Source organism: Bariatricus massiliensis, from assembly GCF_900086725.1.
In the GTDB taxonomy this organism is placed as follows: domain Bacteria; phylum Bacillota; class Clostridia; order Lachnospirales; family Lachnospiraceae; genus Allocoprococcus; species Allocoprococcus massiliensis.
On the sequence record NZ_LT574838.1, the window covers coordinates 472,344 to 492,206 of the forward strand.

The following is a 19,863-nucleotide window of genomic DNA, read 5'->3' on the forward strand; positions in this document are numbered from 1 at the left end:
TCATTCTACTCTTTTACTCTATGCTTACGCATGACATCAAAAAATACCGCAATTAAAATAATCAAACCTTTTGTAATATTCTGGATATACCAAGGTATCTGAAGCATACTCATGCCATTGGCAAGAACTCCCAGAACAATCGCTCCAAGCAGCGTACTTCCCATTCGGCCTTCGCCTCCAAGGTAACTGATACCGCCCAGATAACAGGCAGCCACCGCGTCGAACTCCATGGCATTTCCGGTGGTCGGCTGTCCAGTCGTCACCCTAGAACAGGATATAATACCACAGATAGCGGCCATCAGCCCAGAATACGCATATACAATCCATGTTACCTTTCGGATATTGATGCCGGAAAATCTGGCAGCCTCTTTGTTGCCGCCGATCGCGTATACATCCCGTCCAAACTTGCTCTTACTCAAAAGCAGCATACTGATCAAGAATAAGACAAGAAGGATAATTACCGGAATCGGTATAACATTGAGGAAATATCCATTCCCCAGCGCGCCAAAAGAAGCATCTACATTAATCATGTTTCCTCTTGTAATTACATAACACAACCCTCGGCCAATCAACTGTGTCGCCAAAGTCACTACAAAGGGCGGCAGTGGAAAACAGGAAAGGAAAAAGCCATTGAACACTCCGACCAGAAGGCCGGCTGCCAGACTTATCACGATCGCAGCTCCAAAAGGAAGCCCCGCGTTGGTGATGCTCCACGCACATAGGCAGGAGGTAAATCCCACCACGGAGCCCTGCGCCAAGTCAATTCCATTGATTATGATACACATCGTCATCCCAAAACCTAAGATACCAGTAATGGAAATAGATCTCATAATGTTGAACATATTCTTTACTGTACGGAAATTCGGCTGGAGTAAAGATATCAGTATACATATCGCTATCAGACCAATCAGCATGCCAAGATTATTGCGTATATAAATCATCACAGGATTTTGAGATTTTGTCTGCACGCGTTCCTTATTCATTCTCATTTCCTCCTATCGTATATTTCATAATCGCAGTCTCTGAGATTTCATCTCTGGAAATCTCCCCGTTTATTTTCCCTTCATATACCATATAAATCCTGTCGCACAGGTTGATAACTTCCGGCATCTCTGAAGAAATAAAAATAACGCCCACTCCCATATTCACAATCTCATAAACAAGCTTATATATCTCCTGCTTCGCTCCGACGTCAATCCCCTTGGTCGGTTCGTCCAGAATAAGAATCTTCGGGTTAGTAGCCATCCACTTGGCCAGTACCACCTTCTGCTGGTTGCCGCCCGACAGATTCCCGACTTTATTGTCGTAGGAAGAGGTTTTTATCCTGAGACGCTTTGCATATGTATCAAGAATCTCATCCTTTTTCTTTCTGTTCATCCTGATACCTTTGATCAGTTCTCCCAGAATCGGCAGTGTTATATTAAAATCTACCGTCTGTTTCAAAATCAGCCCCTCATGTCTTCTGTCCTCCGGGGCCAGAACAATACCCTCTTTCATGGCATCCTTCGGTGAGTTGATTTGAATTTTCCTGCCATCCAGAATCACATCACCCTTTTGGGCCTTATCGATTCCAAGAAGCGCCCTCATAATCTCAGAACGCCCGGCGCCCATAAGCCCGTAAAACCCGAGGATTTCCCCCTTCTTCAAGTGGAAGCTCACATCGTGCACCCGGTCGGAAGAAATATGGTTCGCCTCAAAAAATGTCTCTTGAATGTTGGTTTCATGGGGAGGATAAATATCCTGAATCTCCCTCCCCACCATCATACTGATCAGCTTGTCAGTCGTCATCTCGGCCGTCTTTTCAGTCGCCACATACTGCCCGTCCCTCAACACCGTTATGTTGTCACTGATTTCAAAAATCTCGTTTAATTTGTGGGAGACGAAAATAATCGCCACACCTTTACTCTTCAGCGTCCTCATAATCTCCATAAGACGCTCAACTTCCTCTGCAATGAGTGAGGTCGTCGGTTCATCCAAGACAAGAATTCTGTTCTCCCCCGCCAGTGAACGGCATATTTCTACCATCTGCTGCTGGGCAATACTTAGGCTGGCAACCTTTCTGTCGGGCGGAAAATGTTCCATCCCTATCATTGCAAGATATTTGGCCGCCTCCTCATTCATCCTTTTATCGTCTACCGCAAATCCCTTTTTAAGAGGATAACTGCCCAGAAATATATTTTCTGCAATGGTCATATTTTTGGCCAGACTAAGTTCTTGATGGATGATACTGATTCCCAGTTTCTTAGAAGACGCCACATCATCAATAACGACTTTCTCGTCATTTATATATATTTCTCCGCTGTCAGGCCGGTATATACCGGCCAGCACTTTGATCAATGTAGATTTCCCCGCACCATTTTCCCCGATTAATGCGTGAATCTCACCTTTTTTTAAATTTAAGTGGATATTGTCGAGCGCTTTGACTCCGGGGAACTCTTTGCTGATGCCCTGCATCCGTAAAACATAGTCACTCATTCTTGTTCAGCCCCTTTAGAATCCTTCATAGGTGGATACATTATCTTTGTTGATTTCTTTACATTCAAGCTTCACTGTTTTTTCCACTTCATCACCGTTCAGGTAAGAGAGCGCTTTCTCTACTCCCTGATATCCCAGTTCGTGGGGCAGCTGTGCCGCCGTTGCCAGCAGATATCCGCTCTCAATCAGCTCGCTTGCATTCTTTGTTCCGTCTACACTTGTAACTTTAACTTCGCCCGCCTCATATCCATTGGACTTTAAAGAGGAACAGATACCGATAGCAAATACATCGCCTGTTGTAAATACGCCGTTAACATCGGGATGGCTCTGCAGGATGTTGTCCATCAATGTAAGCGCTTCATCTGTCGTGGCATTCTGTACAATATCCTCTTCGACGATTTCTACATCCGGATATTCTTTCATCAAATCATAGAGCGCCTGTTTTCTGTCGTTTACTGCATCGCTTCCTGTCGTAGTGATAGTCGCTATCTTTCCTTTTCCACCAATTCCTTCCAACAGTGCTTTTCCGGCAATCTCCCCGGCGCTGTAGTTGTCTGAAATGACAGTGGACACTACCCCTGTGCTCTCGTCGGCGGGTGTATCGATACATACTACCGGAATTCCTGCTTCTTCCGCGTCAGATATTGCTGACAGCACCGCATTGGAATCGATAGGAATAAGTACAATCGCTTTTACCTTCTGGGCGATTAAATCAGCAAGCTGATCCAGCTGTTTTTGTGAATCCCCTGAAGCGTCTGATATGACAACAGAAGCATCTGCATCTAATTTCTTCACAGCGTCTTCCACACCGGAAACGCAGGTGGAATAATAAGAGTTAGCTACATTGGGCACGGAACATCCCCATGTGGATTTGCCCCCTTCAGCCTCCTCGCTGGTCTTTGTCTCCTCTTTCTTCTTGTCCTCTCCTTCCGACGCACCCTTTCCGCAGCCCGCCGCTAACGCACAAATCATCATGACACTCATCAACACCGCTAATACTCTTTTTTTCATTTTCTACCTCCTGAATGTGTTCCGAACATTTTTGTTCGTTTATGTTTGTTTGTTTCTTTATGTGTTTTATATTAACATATATTTTGTTTTAAATCAACTATTTTTGTTGATTTTTCTTCCAAATACACTTTTCCAATCTTTTCCGCACAAAAATAGCAGTTGATTTTTTAGTAAAAATCATTTACACTATACTAAAATGTAAGTTTTTGTTCTTTTTAGTTCTATTAAGGAGGCCATATTTTGTTAAAAGATAAAAGACGTGAAGAGATTTACAGTTTATTGTTAGAAAATGGACAGGTTCAGACAAAAGAGCTGTCAGAATTATTTCATACATCCGAGATGACTATACGGAGAGATTTGGACGACCTTTGTACCCGTGACGAAGTAATACGCACCCACGGCGGCGCTCTTCTCTCCCAAGAGTCTGATTCAGAAACCACTTCTGAACATGCGCCCAGCAGTACATTCGAACCTATGAAAGAAGCGATAGCTAAAAGCGCTTTAAAATTCACATCCGACGCACAGACTATCTATATTGATTCCGGCACTACGACCAGCTATATTGCCAAGCATCTGCCAAAAAACAGCCACAATGTGGTCGTGTCAAATAATCTCCGCATTGTACAGGAAGTTGCCTTAAGGCCCCATGTCTCCGCATTGATTATCGGCGGCACACTCCGGCCGGACCGCCTTTCCTGTTACGGCACACAGACCGAAGAACAGATTCGCCAGTACAAGGTAGATATCGCATTCCTTGGCGCTTCCTCCGTCGGTGAGGACGGTTATTTTTATGACAGTTATACCCCTGAGGCCGGTGTCAAAAAAGCTATCATCCAGTCCGCACGGGAAACGTATGTACTTGTGGATTCCTCAAAGTTCGAAAAATACAGTCTGATTGCCTACAGCCATGTAGCCGATGTAACCGGCCTTATTGTGGACAGTGGAATATCCCCCAAGATTCTGGAAAAATTCAGAGGCATGGGCGCCAATATAATTGTGGTGCCTTAAAATGCAAAAGGGGAATTGCAAAGGGGACAGGTCCCAACGCGTTGGGACCCGTCCCTCTCTACAATTCTCGCACAATTATATCATTTGTCTCACACATAAAAGTCTGCCTGCATATGAAACAGTTCTGCATAATATCCATCGATGTTCAAAAGTTCTTCATGAGTACCATATTCTCTTACTCGGCCGTTCTCAAATACCACAACTTTATCGCAAAACTTGGAGCTGGCAAGCCTATGTGAAACAAAAACCGCTGTCTTTCCCTCTACCATTTTATGAAATCGCTTATAAATCTCATATTCGGCCCTAGGATCAAGCGCTGCTGTAGGTTCGTCCAAAATAACAAATGGCGCATCCTTATACAGCGCTCTGGACAAAGCAATTTTTTGCCCTTCCCCTCCAGAAGGCTCAAACCCTTTTTCCTCAAAATTCTTATGTACATATGTATGTATGCCATCCTCAAGATTTTCCAGTTTGTCGCCAAATCCATTTTCTTTCAGAAGTCTTTCCACTTGTTCATCTGTCACTTCACCTGCACGGTCAAATACAATGTTCTCCTTTATCGTAAAAGATAATAAACGATAATCTTGAGATACGGTCGCCAGTAATTTTTGGTATTCATCATAGTCAAATCTGCGAATATCTATATTATTCAAAAGAATCGTCCCCTGCGTCGGATCATAATATCGGCACAACAATTTTATAAATGTAGTCTTCCCCGCACCATTTTTGCAGCACATCATTCATCGCAGCCGCAAACTGCGCCACCGCCCCGACATACATGGAAAAATCCCCGATAGAAATCGCCCCTTTTACCACATTATAAATTAAATATGCGTAAGAACCTCCTTCCCGAATCAGTGCAGTTGCCGTACTGAAATATACGGCCTTATTGTTCTCCAGCACTTGCTTTGTATAAAATTGGTTCGATTCGTCCAATGTTTTCCCAGTTCTCTGTAAAATCCAATTTTTCAATCCAAAAGTACGAATCTCTTTCCCATATGACGGATCTTCAATTATTCCCAACAAATATGCGGTACGTCTTTCTATCGGCACCTGTTCCATCTGCCATTCCACTGTCCTCTTGCGAACTCTCCCCTCCATCACCGCATTGAGCAAAATCAACCCAATAAAAATAAGCACAATCCAGATTCTAAACGTAGCGATAATCGCTATGAGTCCCGCAAATACAAATATTTTTCCAATTATATTCACGGCGCTGTCTAAAACGACACCGAATCCTTGGCCATTCGCAAATATAAATTTTTTAGCTCTCTCTTTTGTATCTAAGAATTCAGAACTTTCCAATCTCTCAAAATCACAGTCAGCCAGCTTTTCCGCCACCATTATCTGAAACTTATTAAATACCTCGCCCTTACATATAAGACTCCTGCCTCTAAAAAAAGCCGCCAGCATGTTGCCGAACATATTGACTCCAATAAGTATTATCGTAAAAACAAACAGGTAACTCCCTCGCTGCTCCCCCATCAATTCATCAATAATAAATTTAGGAAAGATAACGGCCACCAACGGAATCAACGCATAAACCACCTGATAAGCAAATACATAAAATACATATGACTTTTTAAATTTCCAACAATAATGAAGCAAAAACTTTAAACTTTTAAACACTATACATTCACCCCCTTTCCAGAGTATAACACACACACAAATACAAGTGAATGACATTACACGCATTTCTTCAAGCAACAGTTCATATTTTCTGTCTTGAGATTGTCGTATGTCTGCAGTAAAATATAGTTAACAAAAAAGACAAATCAAATGCGCTCTTGTTCGACTACAATCTTCTGAAAAAGGAACCACTTATGGCGATATACGAAATCTAATCTGCTTACTTTCTCATGTGGCCCGGGTATTTCCCGTGAGGAATACAGAATGACCGGGATGAATAGAAAACTGCAGATAAAGTAATCCCTTACATATCTAAAAAACGGCGAACTTTTGACCAGCCTGATGAAATGGGTCAAATGACGGATGTGTTCGCATTTGATTCTGTATTGCAAAAACTACCTGATAGGTGAATTGCACATGATGACGAGTTTGCCAGTGAGCTTCTGGAGGAATACATTTTTGCTAACAATGATGTGTGGCACATCTTACGGAGGAAATAAAATGAAAAACCAAATCACCAACAGAAATCTAAGACTAAAAAGAATTACCTGCGATACTGACAGAGTAAATATCACAAGGTCAATACTGGAATCATTGCCAGATTGGTTCGGCATCCCCGAAGCAACAGAAGCGTACATCTCAGGCAGCAAGGGCCAACCATTTTTCTGTGCATTTAAGGATGAAAAGCCCATGGGCTTTCTCTATCTAAAGGAAACAGGCAAGCACACGGTGGAGCTGGCTGTTATGGGCGTATTGCAGGAATATCACAGAACCGGGATTGGGAAAGCACTTTTCTGTGCAGCGCAGGAAGAAGCAAAACGACAAGGATACGCATTTATTCAAGTAAAAACCGTGCAGATGGGAAGGTATGAAATCTATAATGCCACAAATCAATTTTATCTTTCCTTGGGTTTTAAGGAGCTGGAAGTATTTCCGACTTTGTGGGACGAATGGAATCCCTGCCAGATTTACATCATGGCGCTATGATCTACCCTGCCCTGACTTCATCTATTGAAAGATGATGTTGGTGGGATTACTTTTTGCCTATCCTGTTCATAGTGGACGTGCTGCTTTTCAGTGAAAAAGCCGCTTTGCTGATTTCATTCAGCAAAACGGCCAATAAATCCTATTATTCCATAAACAGCTTTTTAATGAATCTTACTTAGAAATCGCTGCTGCTTTAATCTGCTTTGTAAGTTCCGGCACAATCTTATTCAAATCGCCTACGATTCCATAATCAGCCACGTCGAAAATCGGCGCTGTCTCATCCTTGTTGATCGCGATGATGACATCTGCCTCTTCCATACCTGCCACATGCTGAATCGCCCCGGAGATACCGATTGCGAAGTACACCTGTGGGCGCACCGTCTTACCGGTCTGACCTACCTGAAGATCTTTCGGTTTCCAGCCGTTATCTACTACCGCACGGGAGCAGCTCACTTCTCCGCCGAGAGCCTCTGCCAATTCCTCGAGTATACGGAAATTCTCCGGACTTCCCACTCCACGGCCTCCGGATACAAGAATCTTTGCATCCATGATATCCACCGTCTCAGAAACAGCCTTCACGACATCCATAATCTCCACATACTTATTATCTGGTGTAAACCCCGGATTGAATTCTTCCACCTCAGCTTTTGCGCCTTCGATTTTATCAATCTTCTGCATAACACCCGGGCGTACAGTCGCCATCTGCGGACGGTTATCCGGGCATGCGATGGTCGCGATTGTATTTCCACCGAACGCAGGACGTGTCATCAACAGCTGGTTATGCTTCTGCTCTTTGCCGGCCACAGGATTGATCGGGAAATCTCCGATTTCAAGCTGCGTACAGTCTGCCGTGAGCCCTGTCGCTACCCTTGCAGACACTCTCGGGCCTAAGTCACGGCCGATAGCTGTCGCGCCAACTAACATGATTTCCGGTTTGTATTTATTGATAACCTCGGACAGCGCATGCGCATATGGCTCTGTACGGTACACTTTCAGCTCCGGATCATCTACAACAATTACTTTCTCAGCTCCGTGTGCAGCCAGCTCATCTGCGAGCCCTTTGATTTCAGAACCGATTACCACTGCCGCCACATATGTATCCAAATCCCCGGCAAGATCCTTTGCTTTTCCAAGAAGCTCAAAAGCGATTCCACTCAGCTTATTATCTACCTGTTCAGCAAAGACATATACTCCTTTATATTCTTCTAAATTCATCCTATTCACCACTTTTCCTTTATATTAAATGATATGTTTTTCCGCCAACTTGCCCATAAGGTACACAACAGACTCTTCCGGGTCAAGAGTAACCTTCTCTCCGGCACCCTTTCTCACCTTGTCAGAAGCCTTTGCAATCTTAGTCGGAGAACCCGCAAGACCAATATTGGCATCGTCAAGGTCCTTTAGATCTGCTCTCCCCCATGTTGTAATCTCAGCTTCACAAGCATCAAAAATACCGCCCGGCGTCATATAACGTGGTTCATTTAATTCAGAAAGAGCAGTGATCAGACAAGGCATCTGAGCCTTCAATACATGGTATCTGTCTTCAAACTGGCGCTCTACGATAACATGGCCGTCTTCAATCTTAATATCCTGCGCATAGGAAATGACCGGAATATCAAGATGCTCTGAAATCTGAGGCCCAACCTGTGCAGTGTCTCCGTCAATAGCCTGACGTCCTGTAATAATCAAATCATACTCCAGATTGCGGATAGCGGCCGCCAGCGTACTGGATGTAGCCCAAGTGTCGGCTCCTCCAAGCACCCTGTCCGTCACAAGGATTGCCTTGTCAGCCCCCATAGCCAGCGCCTCACGAAGGACATCAGAAGCCTTTGGAAGCCCCATTGTCACAACCGTAACCTCTGCACCGTACTGGTCTTTTAATCTAAGCGCCGCCTCAAGGCCTGCCTTGTCATCCGGGTTCATGATTGCAAGCATTGCAGCCCTGTTAAGTGTTCCATCCGGATTGAACTGAACCCCGCCCTTAGTATCCGGTACCTGTTTTACACAAACAACTATCTTCACGATTCGTACCTCCTATTTCAATAAGTCGCCAGAAATGACCATACGCTGAACCTCAGAAGTTCCCTCGTAGATCTCTGTAATCTTTGCGTCGCGCATCATACGTTCTATCTCATACTCTCTGATATATCCGTATCCGCCATGTAACTGTACAGCCTTTGTCGTCACTTCCATAGCAACCTCAGCCGCATATAATTTGGCTTTCGCAGCTTCCACACTGTAGGATCTCTGCGTCGCCTTAGCCATAGCAGCCTTGTACACCAGAAGTCTGGCAGCCTCTACTTTTGTAGCCATATCGGCAAGCTGGAACTGTGTATTCTGGAATTGGGCGATAGAACGTCCGAATTGCTTTCTCTCTTTTACATAGGCAACCGTTCTCTCCAGTGCGCCCTCCGCAATACCAAGAGCCTGCGCCGCGATACCAATACGTCCTCCGTCCAGCGTATGCATGGCAATACCAAATCCTTTGCCCTGTGCGCCAAGGATATTTTCCTTCGGGATACGGCAGTCTTCAAAAATAAGTTCATAAGTAGATGAACCACGGATACCCATCTTCTTCTCTTTTGTGCCGAACGAGAAGCCCGGTGTACCTTTTTCTACGATAAATGAAGAAATCTCTTTCATTTTTCTTCCACGTTTTTCAATGATGCCCGTAACCGCGATGATAATATAGACATCAGCCACCTTACCGTTTGTGATAAAGCATTTGGAGCCATTCAATACCCACTCGTCCCCGTCAAGAACCGCCTTTGTCTGCTGCCCCTGCGCGTCGGTACCTGCTCCCGGCTCTGTCAGTCCGAAAGCGCCAAGCTTTCTCCCTGACGCAAGGTCCGGAACATATTTCTGTTTCTGTTCTTCTGTACCATATGTCATAATCGGGTCGATACAAAGAGATGTATGTGCCGAAACGATAACTGCAGTAGTACCGCATACCTTAGCAAGCTCTTCTACGCACATCGTATAGGTAAGCGGATCACAGCCCTGTCCGCCGTACTCTTTCGGTACAGGAATTCCGAGAAAACCGTATTTTGCCATTTTTGCCACAGTCTCTGCCGGAAATTCTTCTGTCTCATCCACATCTTGTGCAAGAGGCTTTACTTCGTTTTCGGCAAATTCTTTGAAAAGAGCTCTCGCCATTTCATGTTTCTTATCTAATGCGAAATCCATTTATTCTTCCTCCATCTTCCATATTGAAAGCCGGGAATGCCGAAGCATCCCAGGCTTTATCTGCATTATTTATTTGCTGTAGTCATAGAAACCTACACCTGTCTTCATACCAAGCTTTCCGCCTCGTACCATCTTCTTAAGCAGTGGATGTGGACGGTACTTCGGATCGCCCGTCTCCGCCTGAAGTACTTCCATAATTGCCAGCACGATATCGAGTCCAACCAAATCGCCCAGCGCAAGCGGCCCCATCGGGTGGTTCGCTCCCAGCTTCATGGCAGCGTCGATGCCTTCTACTGAAGCAACACCGTCTGCGTAGATACCGATTGCCTCATTAATCATCGGGATAAGGATTCTGTTTACTACGAACCCTGCAGCTTCCTCTACCTGTACAGGAGTCTTACCGATTTCTTCGGAAATAGCTTTAATCTTAGCCACTACCTCGTCCGGTGTGTTAAGTCCCGCAATGACTTCTACCAGCTTCATGACCGGAGCCGGATTGAAAAAGTGCATGCCGACAACCGGTCTGTCAAGTCCAGCGCCGATTTCTGTGATAGACAGAGAGGATGTATTTGTCGCAAAGATACAATCCGCCTTACAAATGTCCTGCAGTTCTTTGAAGGTCTGCTTTTTGATTTCCATGTTTTCAATCGCTGCTTCTACCACCAAATCACAGTCTGTGCAAATATCCTTCACGCCTGTTGTGATTTTCCCAAGCACGGCGTCAGCCGCTTCCTGTGTCATCTTGCCCTTGGCAATTCTTTTTTCAAATCCCTTGGCAATTTTTTTCTTTCCGTTTGCCGCAAATTCTTCATTAATGTCACAAAGGACTACTTCATATCCTTCTGTCTGTGCAAATGCCTGCGCAATACCGGAACCCATGGTTCCCGCTCCAATAATTCCAACTTTCATTTGTCCTACCTCCTGAATTTTACTGGTTTTTATTTATTTAAGAATGCTTCTACTTTCCTTTTTTCAAGAAATGCCGCCATGCCTTCCTTCTGATCATAGGACTCGAAACAATCTCCAAAAAGCTTTTCTTCAAGTACGATTGCCTCATCCATAGTTACTTCCAGTCCGTCATTGATAGCCTTTTTACAGTTCCGCACTGCTATCGGTGCATTCTTCGCGATTCCCGCCGCCATCTTCTTTGCGGCCGGCATCAGCTCTTCCTGTGTATAAACAGCATTTACAAGGCCGATTCTCAGCGCCTCATCGGACTTGATATTTCTTGCGGTATAAATCATCTGCTTAGCCATACCCGGGCCTACCAGTCTCGCCAGTCTCTGTGTCCCGCCGAATCCCGGCGTAATGCCAAGGCCCACTTCCGGCTGGCCGAACACGGCGTTATCTGAACAGATCCTGATATCACAGCTCATGGATATCTCGCATCCACCGCCCAGCGCAAAGCCGTTCACAGCCGCGATGACCGGAATCGGAAGTGTCTCAAGCTTACGGAAGATATCATTTCCTTTCTTTCCAAATGCTTCCCCCTCCGCTTTCGTGAGCGTGCTCATCTCACCGATATCCGCACCTGCAACAAAAGATTTCTCTCCTGCGCCTGTTAAAATCAAACATCTCACCGCGTCAGTATCCACACTGTCAATCACTTCGTTCAAATCATCCAAAACTTGGCTGTTCAATGCGTTCAAAGCCTTTGGGCGGTTAATTGTAACGATTCCTACCTGCCCTTCTATTTCATATGTAACAAATTCCATAATCATTCTCCCTTCCGTCGAGCTATGTGCCCCGGTTTTAGCGTTCTACTATTGTCGCGCATCCCATTCCGCCGCCGATGCAAAGAGTGGCAAGACCCTTTTTCGCGTCTTTTTTCTGCATTTCATGAAGCAGTGTGACAAGGATACGGCAGCCTGATGCACCTACCGGATGTCCGAGCGCGATAGCTCCTCCGTTGACATTTACTTTACTCATATCGAATTCCAAATCCTTGGCCACTGCAAGGGACTGCGCCGCAAATGCCTCGTTTGCCTCGATAAGATCCATATCAGCCACAGAAAGTCCCGTTTTAGCCATGACCTTCTTCGTAGCCGCAACAGGGCCTACCCCCATGATTGTCGGGTCAACCCCGGCCAGCGCTCCTCCTACCCATGTAGCCATCGGCGTCACGCCAAGCTCTTTCGCTTTTTCTTCACTCATTACTACAATTGCCGCAGCACCGTCATTGATGCTGGATGCATTCGCTGCAGTAACAATACCATCCTTCTTAAATGCCGGACGGAGTTTTGCGATGCCTTCCGCTGTCGTCCCCGGACGCGGTCCTTCATCTGTATCAAATACAACGGTTTCTTTTTTCTTCTTGATTTCGACCGGAACAATTTCGTCTTTAAATCTGCCGGCTTCAATTGCGGCGCACGCCTTCTGCTGGCTGGCTGCCGCGAATTCATCTAACTGCTCACGTGTGAGCCCCCACTGCTCTGCCACATTTTCAGCTGTGATTCCCATATGATAGTCGTTGAACGCATCCCACAGCGCGTCATTTACCATGGTATCTACCATCGGTGCATTTCCCATTCTATATCCATAACGAGCATTCTTTAACGCGTAGGGTGCCATTGACATGTTCTCCATTCCACCTGCAACAACAATGTCAGCATCCCCTGCCTGAATCATCTGCGCAGCCATATTGACACAGTTCAGACCGGAACCACACACTACATTGATAGTTACCGCCGGCGTCTCTACCGGAAGTCCTGCCTTGATGGAAGACTGACGTGCAACGTTCTGACCCAGACCAGCCTGAATAACACAGCCCATGTATACATGGTCAACCTGTTCCGGTGCGACCCCCGCTCTGTTCAATGCTTCTTTAATAACGATAGCACCCAATTCCGGAGCCGGTGTTGTACTGAGTGATCCCCCCATGCTTCCGATTGCTGTGCGGCATGCGCCCGCTAACACGATTTTTTTTGACATAATCAATTTCCTCCTTTTCATGTCGTTATTGTTAAGTGTCACTTTATTCAAATGCTTTTACTTTCTTTAATATACTCCCGCAGGAACCTTTTGTCAAATAATTATCAATCCTGTATTTGCTAAAATACAATTTTTGTTATTTTGCCCAAACTCCCATGTGTATCAACAATATCCTTCGTCACTTTTACCTTGTGCTTTCTATATTGACCTTTTAAATATTCAGTGTTAAACTTAAGATTGTTAAAAAACTGTTTATCAAAAATAAGAAGGTGTGAATATGAGTAAAAGTTTCGATGAATTAATCTCAAAGGCAAGTGGATGTACATTAAAAAAGGTATCTGTCTCCAACGCGCAGGATGCGCCCGTCTTGGAGGCAGTCAAAGCCGCAAGAGAACAGAACATAGCAACGGCAGTCCTTGTCGGAGACGAAGGGAAAATACGTGAAATAGCGGAATCCATCGGCATGGATCTGAATGAGTTCGAAATCATTCATGAACCGGACACCGAGAAAGCTGCGTTGAAAGCGGTAGAGCTCGTACATAATGGGGATGCAGATATTCTTCTCAAGGGGATGCTCGAGACGAAAACGTTCTTAAAAAGTGTCCTTAATAAAGAAGTCGGCCTTCGTACCGGTAAGATGATGTCTCATGTCTGTGTTTTTGAGATAGAAGGAATCGACCGTCTCCTCTTCCTGACTGATGTCGCATTCAATACTTACCCCACGTTGGAGGAAAAAGCAAACATTATTAAAAATACCGTGGAGGTGGCACATGCCTGCGGAATCGCCTGTCCCAAAGTCGCACCGCTCTGTGCGGTGGAAACAGTGAACCCCAAGATGCCTCCCACAATGGATGCGGACGCGCTCACCAAGATGTCCGAAGCCGGTGAACTCCCGGGATGCGAAGTGTTCGGGCCGCTGTCCATGGATCTTGCGATCGACGAGGAGGCCGCTGTCCATAAGGGTGTGTCCAACCCCGTAGCCGGCCACGCAGACGTGCTTTTGTTCCCAGATATCGATGCCGGGAACATCACCTACAAGACACTGGTGCGGACGGCAAAGGTAAAAAACGGGAATGTCCTAATCGGAACAAGCGCCCCAGTCGTATTGACATCACGCTCAGATGACTTCGAGACTAAATTATATTCCATCGCGCTTGCAGCCGTAATCGCAGGCTCCATTACCAATTAAAGGAGGAACAGGAAAATGAGTTATAAGATTCTAGTGATTAATCCGGGCTCCACTTCCACCAAAATAGGTGTATATGAAGACGAAATTTTATTGTTCGAGGAAACGCTCAGACATTCAACGGAAGAGATTTCCAAATACCCGTCCATCGTTGCGCAAAAGGATTTCCGAAAGAAACTGATTGTCGATATTCTTGCTGCCAATGATTTTGATATTAAGACACTGGACGTGGCAGTCGGCCGGGGCGGCCTCCTAAAACCTATTCCCGGAGGGACTTATCCCGTCTCCGACGCTCTTTTGGCAGATTTAAAAGTTGGTGTTCAGGGACAGCACGCCTCTAATCTCGGTGGGATTTTAGCACGTGAAATCGGAGACGAAATCGGCATTCCCTCTTACATCGTTGACCCGGTCGTTGTCGATGAACTGGCCCCCGTGGCAAGGTACTCCGGCGTGCCGGAACTGCCCCGCATCAGCATCTTTCATGCACTGAACCAGAAAGCAGTGGCCAAGCGCTATGCCAAAGAGCACGACACTCCCTATGATTCTCTTAGCCTTATCGTAGTGCATATGGGCGGTGGTGTTTCTGTCGGCGCACACAAGAACGGTAAAGTAATCGATGTAAACAATACGCTGGATGGCGACGGGCCATTTTCACCGGAGCGCTCCGGCGGCGTGCCCGCCGGCCAGTTGGTTAAACTATGCTTTTCCGGAGAGTATACTCAGGATGAAATCTATAAAAAAATTAACGGCAAGGGCGGCCTCAACGCATACTTAGGAACCAATGATATGCGTGAAGTGACAAAAATGGCCTTTGAGGAAGGTCACAAAGAAGCCGAGGCCGTATTCCACGCCTTCACCTATCAGGTCGCCAAAGAAGTCGGCGCTATGGCCGCCGTACTCGACGGAAAGGTTGACCAGATTATTCTCACCGGAGGGATTGCCTACAGCGAACAGGTAGTTGATGAAATCAAGTCAAAAATCGGCTTCATCGCCCCCCTTACCATCTATGCCGGAGAAGACGAACTGCTGGCCTTGACGCAAGGCGCGCTCCGTGTGATGACCGGCGAAGAAAAAGCTCTGGAATATTAATCCACAAAAAAAGAAGACGTTTAGGCGTCTTCTTTTTCTATTCCAAATATCTTATTCTCCGCGTCTTCGGCCAGTTTCAGCCTATATTCTCTCTGAGGCTTTGACAGCCCTTCCAGCTTCTTTGAGGCCTCTATCACTTTCTCATAGCGCAGATAGGTGAAATCCGCAAACAGCTCATATAACCGCTGCATACTCTCTTTATTTTTCCCCTTTAATCGCAAAATGGCCTGTTCGAATCTGCCCAGCGCTTCGATGCATCCCCCTCTGTCAACCATTCCTTCCCTGCAGATCCACTCATATTGGATGAAATATGCCTCCATTTTCGCTGGCCGCCTCAATGTACGCAGCAGCTCCTCCGCCTGCCGGTACGCCCCCTGATGACAAAGAGCGGGAACCACGTTCAGCAGTATCAAGGAGTCTACACTGTCGGCTTTACAATTTGCACACGCATAATAGGCCGCAAAGAATCCCAATAAACTTTTATCTTTTCCCTCTTTTATAAGCGTTACCACTTTTCCTGCTGTTTTTATGGCGAGCCAGAGCTTTAAAAGATACATGCACACCAGCGCTATCACAACAATTACAACCGTCATGAAGCGAAGCCGGGAGATATTTAAAAGGGCCGACATACACAGGGCGAAGATAAATCCTGCACTCGTCTGTATGCTGTTCTTACACTCCAGAACATAGGCATCGAGCTTCACGGAATCCTCGTCATAGACTATATAGCCTTCCCAGTCTCCGGCCGCCGTTTGCGCCTGCAGCCGTTTCTGAAATTCCTGCTCTTGCAGGTGCGTAAAGGACGAGACTCCCCGGATGGCCCACAGCAGAAGCATTTGGAGTGCGAACATGCCCCCGGCGCAAATCACCGTCGTTGTCAGACTGTAGAACCGCATCTGATATGACACAATTCCAGCCAGCCCAAGGCCAAACGCCACATATGCAATGACTGCGTCTCTCACTTGCGTCCTGCGTCTCTTTTCCAGCTTCTCTTCCGTGTCCGGCAATGTCCGCAGGCTCTCGCAAAAGCTCCACAAGAAAGAACAGCCCGCCGCGATTCCCGCCGCCGATATCAGCAGTCCCATCCTGCGGTCACGATACACGAAAAGCAGTTTCCCACCCTCGTATAAAAAAAGTCCAGCAGTCAAAGACATCCCTATACTTGCCGCAATCCAAAGTTTTTTCAACATAATCTTCCTGCCTCCTAGCCCGCTTCTTCCGGCGTGTTGTCAACCTCCGACACAAAGGTGAAATTGACGCCGTCCTGTGATTGGTACAGCCCCTTCACAAGCTTCCCGTCTTTCGCGTAATCTCCGTCGTCCCCCTGACCGACAATCATGTAAGTCAAACCGTCCGCCTCATATATCTGCTCCACTGCATCAAAGGGATTATACCCGAGCGCCGCCACCGTTTCCTGTGCCTCAGGGAAAGAAAGCGGCACAAAGGTTCCGCCGCCATCCTCGGTTAGATACAGGCTCTCCCCTTTTGCGTAGTACCCTTTGCCGCCGGCCGTCCAGTAAGCACATCCCAGATTCGACCAAAACATATCCGGCAGGGTCATCTGGGACCATTCCTGCAAATCCGCCGAGTAGAAGGTGGCATAATAATCACTTCCCAGCGACCGGTCTACGGCAACGGTAACGTAACACTGATTCTCCGTTTTCGACAAAAATGTATTTGCCCGGAAGCCGCCTTTGTATATGAGGCTCTCCTGCCATGTTCTTCCCTCATCCGTACTGTACAGTAAGTTGGTTCCTTCACCGTATGCCACGAAGGCGGTGAATGCCGGAGTCACGATATAGCTGCCGCCCGCGAGGAGCTCATCATACCGCCCATTGCTGTCCTTACAGACCTTCTCATACCCGTCAGGTACTTCCAAATAAGTATTCCCGGAATCGTAGGTCACATAGAGCGTCTCGTCCGCAACATAGTACGTCATCGTCTTATCCTGCTCCAATTTGTAATGCTTTGTCTGGGGCTCCTTGATTTCTTTCTGCATCTCCGGCGTGCGAAGCTGATACTGGACAGGGCTGAGCTTCTCTGCCAAAACCCATTCATTCTCAGCTTTTTCCTCCCATCTGAGAACCATCTGTCCTTGATAGATGTAAGAATACCCGGTGTCGATCAGCTCCAGATTCCTGACAATCTCCGCATTATCACTGGCGGGATAGATTACATAATCAAGCTGTACATATGGCTGTTCCAAATCCGTCAATAGCTGTGTCCCGGTAATCTTCGCTCCCCGGATTTGGTAGCCATAAGGCACCCGCCAATCCTCCAGCTTCTCCGTATACTTCTCGAACCACTCCCTGCTCAGGGCCTCCATATCCCCCTCCCTGCTTTGTATGACATCCCCTACGACTTGAGGCTGCTCGAATGCATGCCATATGTATTCCTTCACAGCTCCCGCTATCACAATGGCAGCAATCAGTCCTGCCGCTCCCATCCATATTTTTTTCATAACGGCCTCCTCTCTGCCCTGCAAATATACGGCTCGTTCTTCTTTTCTTACATTTGTAAGAATTATTTTATCACATGGAAAATAATATAACAAGCCTAACCAGCTTTTTTACAATAACATTTAGAGGAGGGTATGGCCGATATCGGTCACACCCTCCCCTCATTTAAGTCTGTCACTATTTTCTCTTTGCCTACATTTCTGCATTCTCTTTGGCAATCTTCTCCTTCAGTTCCAAAAGCCGCACCTGTGTCCCGGTCAAAGTCTCGGTCTCATCCTGCGTATATGCCAAAGGCCGCCTCACATAGCGAAAGCCCGCCTGATACGCAGAATCCACAGTGACTCCATTCTTCCCTGCATTACAGTGAACTGCAACAAGAGAGCCGTCATCATTGCGCCCAACCACAATGCCTACATGGTTGATGCCTGCTGCGCCGGGCTGCTGCAAAAATACCAAATCTCCCGGCAGCGCTTCCTCTTCCTTGATTTCTTCCGACATCGCCCACTGCGCAGCCGTGCCGTGTCCAATCAAAGAAGCCGCCGCCGCATTCTCATATCCGTTCACAAAAGACCATGTGACAAATCCACTGCAGTCCAGCCCATAGTTCTGTATAGTACCGCTGGAGCTTATCCCTGATGCCGTCACTTCCATCGGGCTGCCCCATCGCTCGTCCCAGCCTACCACAGAGGACTTTCCGCCCCAAAAATACGGAATCCTGCCCACCAGACTATAACCCGCCGCTACCACCTGTGCTCTCTCCGCAGAAATATCCCCGCCAAGGCTCTCAAGTATAAATCCCTCTGCTCCGGTAGCTGCCGCACACAAGAGCGAAAAACCTGATGATGAATATTTATTCAGAAATGCAGCCTCACTCTCCGTAAGCGCTTCCCGGTTACGCTCAATGTAGTCATCTATATACTGCGGTTCACAGACAATCGCATCCGCAGTAACCGTCGGTGTATTCATCTCGCCGAGAAGCTCCACCAGCCGCCCCTTGGCAGAATCGCCAAGGCGAAACTCTGCCACGCCCGCGCGGCTCTGCTCCAAAAGATAAACTGCAAGCACATCCTGCCAGTTCTTAACAGTCGCTTTCAGCTCATCCGGCTGAGTCTCCTCTGGCTTAACCTCCGCAAAGACCGCCGCCGCATACTCACGTTCAATCTCAGTAAGCATCTCCGCAAAATCATCCGCAAATCTGAGGTGATAGACAGCTTCCAGCTCATCCACATAGAATCCAATCCCCGCTTTAAGGGCAGGTGCGGCAACGTTGAAAGCCGGCGTCCTGTCCGCATCTTCCTCCGAACGGAAGACATCCGGTGTCTCAGAAGGCACAGGCACTGCTATTGTCCCGCCGGAGGTATCTGCCTCCCCGGCGCCATCCTCTTCGGGACTCTCCGTCCCTGCAGCCTCATCTTCCTTGGGACTCTCCGTCCCCGCAGCCTCATCTTCCTTGGGACTCTCCGTCCCCGCGGCCTCATCCTCCTTAGGGCTCTCCGTCCCCGCAGCCTCATCCTCCTTGGGGCTCTCCGTCCCCGCGGCCTCATCCTCCTTGGGGCTCTCCGTCCCCGCAACCTCATCCGCTTTCGGAACCTCCGCCTCCCCGGCGCCACCCTCTTTTGGCGGCGCTGTCTCCGGAACCGTCTCTAAAACCGGCGTCTGCTCCGGTTCCGTCAGAATTTGGCAGTCACGGAGGGAGATTATCTGCCCATCCGGGAGAATCACCTGCTCCCCGTTGACCGTCACTGTCACCTGTTCCCCTTTATATACGGCAATGCGCGTCTCCCCGGCTTCACCCGCTGCCAACACCCCCGTATTTGACACGAGCATGGCTGAGACTATACAAACACACAGTACCCTTATTCCACCTTTTCGCCTCATCTTTTTCCTCCAACGCAAAATACG

General features: G+C 47.2%; 18 protein-coding genes. 4 read left to right on the forward strand and 14 right to left on the reverse strand.

What is annotated here, in order from left to right; translation table 11 throughout:
• Positions 1-5: 5 nt before the first annotated feature.
• From BN6465_RS13835 to BN6465_RS13845, 3 genes are read right to left on the reverse strand one after another with little or no spacing between them, the layout of a single operon-like run.
• Positions 6-983 carry an ABC transporter permease gene (locus BN6465_RS13835; RefSeq protein WP_199882842.1) on the reverse strand — a complete coding sequence of 326 codons (978 nt, stop codon included), beginning with the start codon at positions 981-983 and terminating at the stop codon, positions 6-8.
• Positions 976-2,475, reverse strand: coding sequence for a sugar ABC transporter ATP-binding protein (locus BN6465_RS13840; RefSeq protein WP_066736289.1), 1,500 nt, complete (start codon positions 2,473-2,475; stop codon positions 976-978). Before BN6465_RS13840 ends, BN6465_RS13835 begins: the two co-directional genes overlap by 8 nt.
• Before the next feature lie 15 nt (positions 2,476-2,490).
• Positions 2,491-3,486, reverse strand: a complete 996-nt coding sequence (locus tag BN6465_RS13845) for a sugar ABC transporter substrate-binding protein (RefSeq protein WP_066736290.1) — start codon at positions 3,484-3,486, stop codon at positions 2,491-2,493.
• Positions 3,487-3,726: 240 nt separating this feature from the next.
• On the opposite strand from BN6465_RS13845, the gene BN6465_RS13850 reads away from it, so the two are divergent.
• Positions 3,727-4,494, forward strand: a complete 768-nt coding sequence (locus BN6465_RS13850) for a DeoR/GlpR family DNA-binding transcription regulator (RefSeq protein WP_066736292.1) — start codon at positions 3,727-3,729, stop codon at positions 4,492-4,494.
• Positions 4,495-4,583: 89 nt separating this feature from the next.
• Here BN6465_RS13850 and BN6465_RS13855 read toward each other — a convergent pair whose 3' ends face one another.
• Together BN6465_RS13855 and BN6465_RS13860 are read right to left on the reverse strand one after the other, a co-directional pair.
• Positions 4,584-5,234 (reverse strand): ATP-binding cassette domain-containing protein, encoded by a 651-nt coding sequence (locus BN6465_RS13855; protein WP_074017795.1) that lies wholly within the window; start codon positions 5,232-5,234, stop codon positions 4,584-4,586.
• Positions 5,170-6,123, reverse strand: coding sequence for an ABC transporter ATP-binding protein (locus BN6465_RS13860; RefSeq protein WP_066736297.1), 954 nt, complete (start codon positions 6,121-6,123; stop codon positions 5,170-5,172). The genes BN6465_RS13855 and BN6465_RS13860 overlap by 65 nt, the downstream gene beginning before the upstream one ends.
• A 501-nt stretch (positions 6,124-6,624) precedes the next feature.
• Here BN6465_RS13860 and BN6465_RS13865 point away from each other — a divergent pair.
• Positions 6,625-7,110, forward strand: coding sequence for a GNAT family N-acetyltransferase (locus BN6465_RS13865; protein WP_066736298.1), 486 nt, complete (start codon positions 6,625-6,627; stop codon positions 7,108-7,110).
• Between the two features lie 171 nt (positions 7,111-7,281).
• On the opposite strand, the gene BN6465_RS13870 is transcribed toward BN6465_RS13865, so the two are convergent.
• The 6 genes from BN6465_RS13870 to BN6465_RS13895 all read right to left on the reverse strand — a co-directional run bounded on the left by BN6465_RS13870 (position 7,282) and on the right by BN6465_RS13895 (position 13,227).
• A complete protein-coding gene (locus tag BN6465_RS13870) occupies positions 7,282-8,325 on the reverse strand; it encodes an electron transfer flavoprotein subunit alpha/FixB family protein (RefSeq protein WP_066736302.1) in 1,044 nt (347 codons plus the stop codon).
• 24 nt (positions 8,326-8,349) lie between these two features.
• On the reverse strand, positions 8,350-9,132 hold the full coding sequence (locus tag BN6465_RS13875; protein ID WP_066736303.1) for an electron transfer flavoprotein subunit beta/FixA family protein: 783 nt from the start codon (positions 9,130-9,132) through the stop codon (positions 8,350-8,352).
• 12 nt (positions 9,133-9,144) lie between these two features.
• Entirely contained in the window at positions 9,145-10,296 is a 1,152-nt protein-coding gene (locus tag BN6465_RS13880; protein ID WP_066736304.1) for an acyl-CoA dehydrogenase, read from the reverse strand.
• 69 nt (positions 10,297-10,365) lie between these two features.
• Positions 10,366-11,205 (reverse strand): 3-hydroxyacyl-CoA dehydrogenase NAD-binding domain-containing protein, encoded by an 840-nt coding sequence (locus BN6465_RS13885; protein WP_066736305.1) that lies wholly within the window; start codon positions 11,203-11,205, stop codon positions 10,366-10,368.
• Between the two features lie 29 nt (positions 11,206-11,234).
• Positions 11,235-12,011 carry an enoyl-CoA hydratase-related protein gene (locus tag BN6465_RS13890; protein ID WP_066736313.1) on the reverse strand — a complete coding sequence of 259 codons (777 nt, stop codon included), beginning with the start codon at positions 12,009-12,011 and terminating at the stop codon, positions 11,235-11,237.
• Positions 12,012-12,048: 37 nt separating this feature from the next.
• Complete coding sequence (locus tag BN6465_RS13895) at positions 12,049-13,227, reverse strand: acetyl-CoA C-acetyltransferase (RefSeq protein WP_066736314.1); 1,179 nt, start codon at positions 13,225-13,227, stop codon at positions 12,049-12,051.
• Positions 13,228-13,504: 277 nt separating this feature from the next.
• On the opposite strand from BN6465_RS13895, the gene ptb reads away from it, so the two are divergent.
• Together ptb and buk are read left to right on the forward strand one after the other, a co-directional pair.
• The gene (gene ptb / locus BN6465_RS13900; protein ID WP_066736315.1) at positions 13,505-14,416 is read left to right on the forward strand and encodes a phosphate butyryltransferase; all 912 of its coding nucleotides are present in this window, start codon (positions 13,505-13,507) and stop codon (positions 14,414-14,416) included.
• Positions 14,417-14,431: 15 nt separating this feature from the next.
• On the forward strand, positions 14,432-15,502 hold the full coding sequence (gene buk, locus BN6465_RS13905; protein ID WP_066736316.1) for a butyrate kinase: 1,071 nt from the start codon (positions 14,432-14,434) through the stop codon (positions 15,500-15,502).
• A 20-nt stretch (positions 15,503-15,522) separates the two neighbouring features.
• Here the strand turns inward: buk and BN6465_RS13910 are convergent, their stop codons facing one another.
• From BN6465_RS13910 to BN6465_RS13920, 3 genes are all read right to left on the reverse strand, one after another.
• Positions 15,523-16,692: a hypothetical protein gene (locus BN6465_RS13910; RefSeq protein ID WP_066736321.1), complete on the reverse strand. Its 1,170-nt coding sequence runs from the start codon at positions 16,690-16,692 to the stop codon at positions 15,523-15,525.
• A gap of 14 nt (positions 16,693-16,706) precedes the next feature.
• A complete protein-coding gene (locus tag BN6465_RS13915; protein ID WP_066736323.1) occupies positions 16,707-17,963 on the reverse strand; it encodes a beta propeller repeat protein in 1,257 nt (418 codons plus the stop codon).
• A gap of 190 nt (positions 17,964-18,153) precedes the next feature.
• A complete protein-coding gene (locus BN6465_RS13920) occupies positions 18,154-19,839 on the reverse strand; it encodes a C40 family peptidase (protein ID WP_066736325.1) in 1,686 nt (561 codons plus the stop codon).
• Between the last annotated feature and the right edge of the window lie 24 nt (positions 19,840-19,863).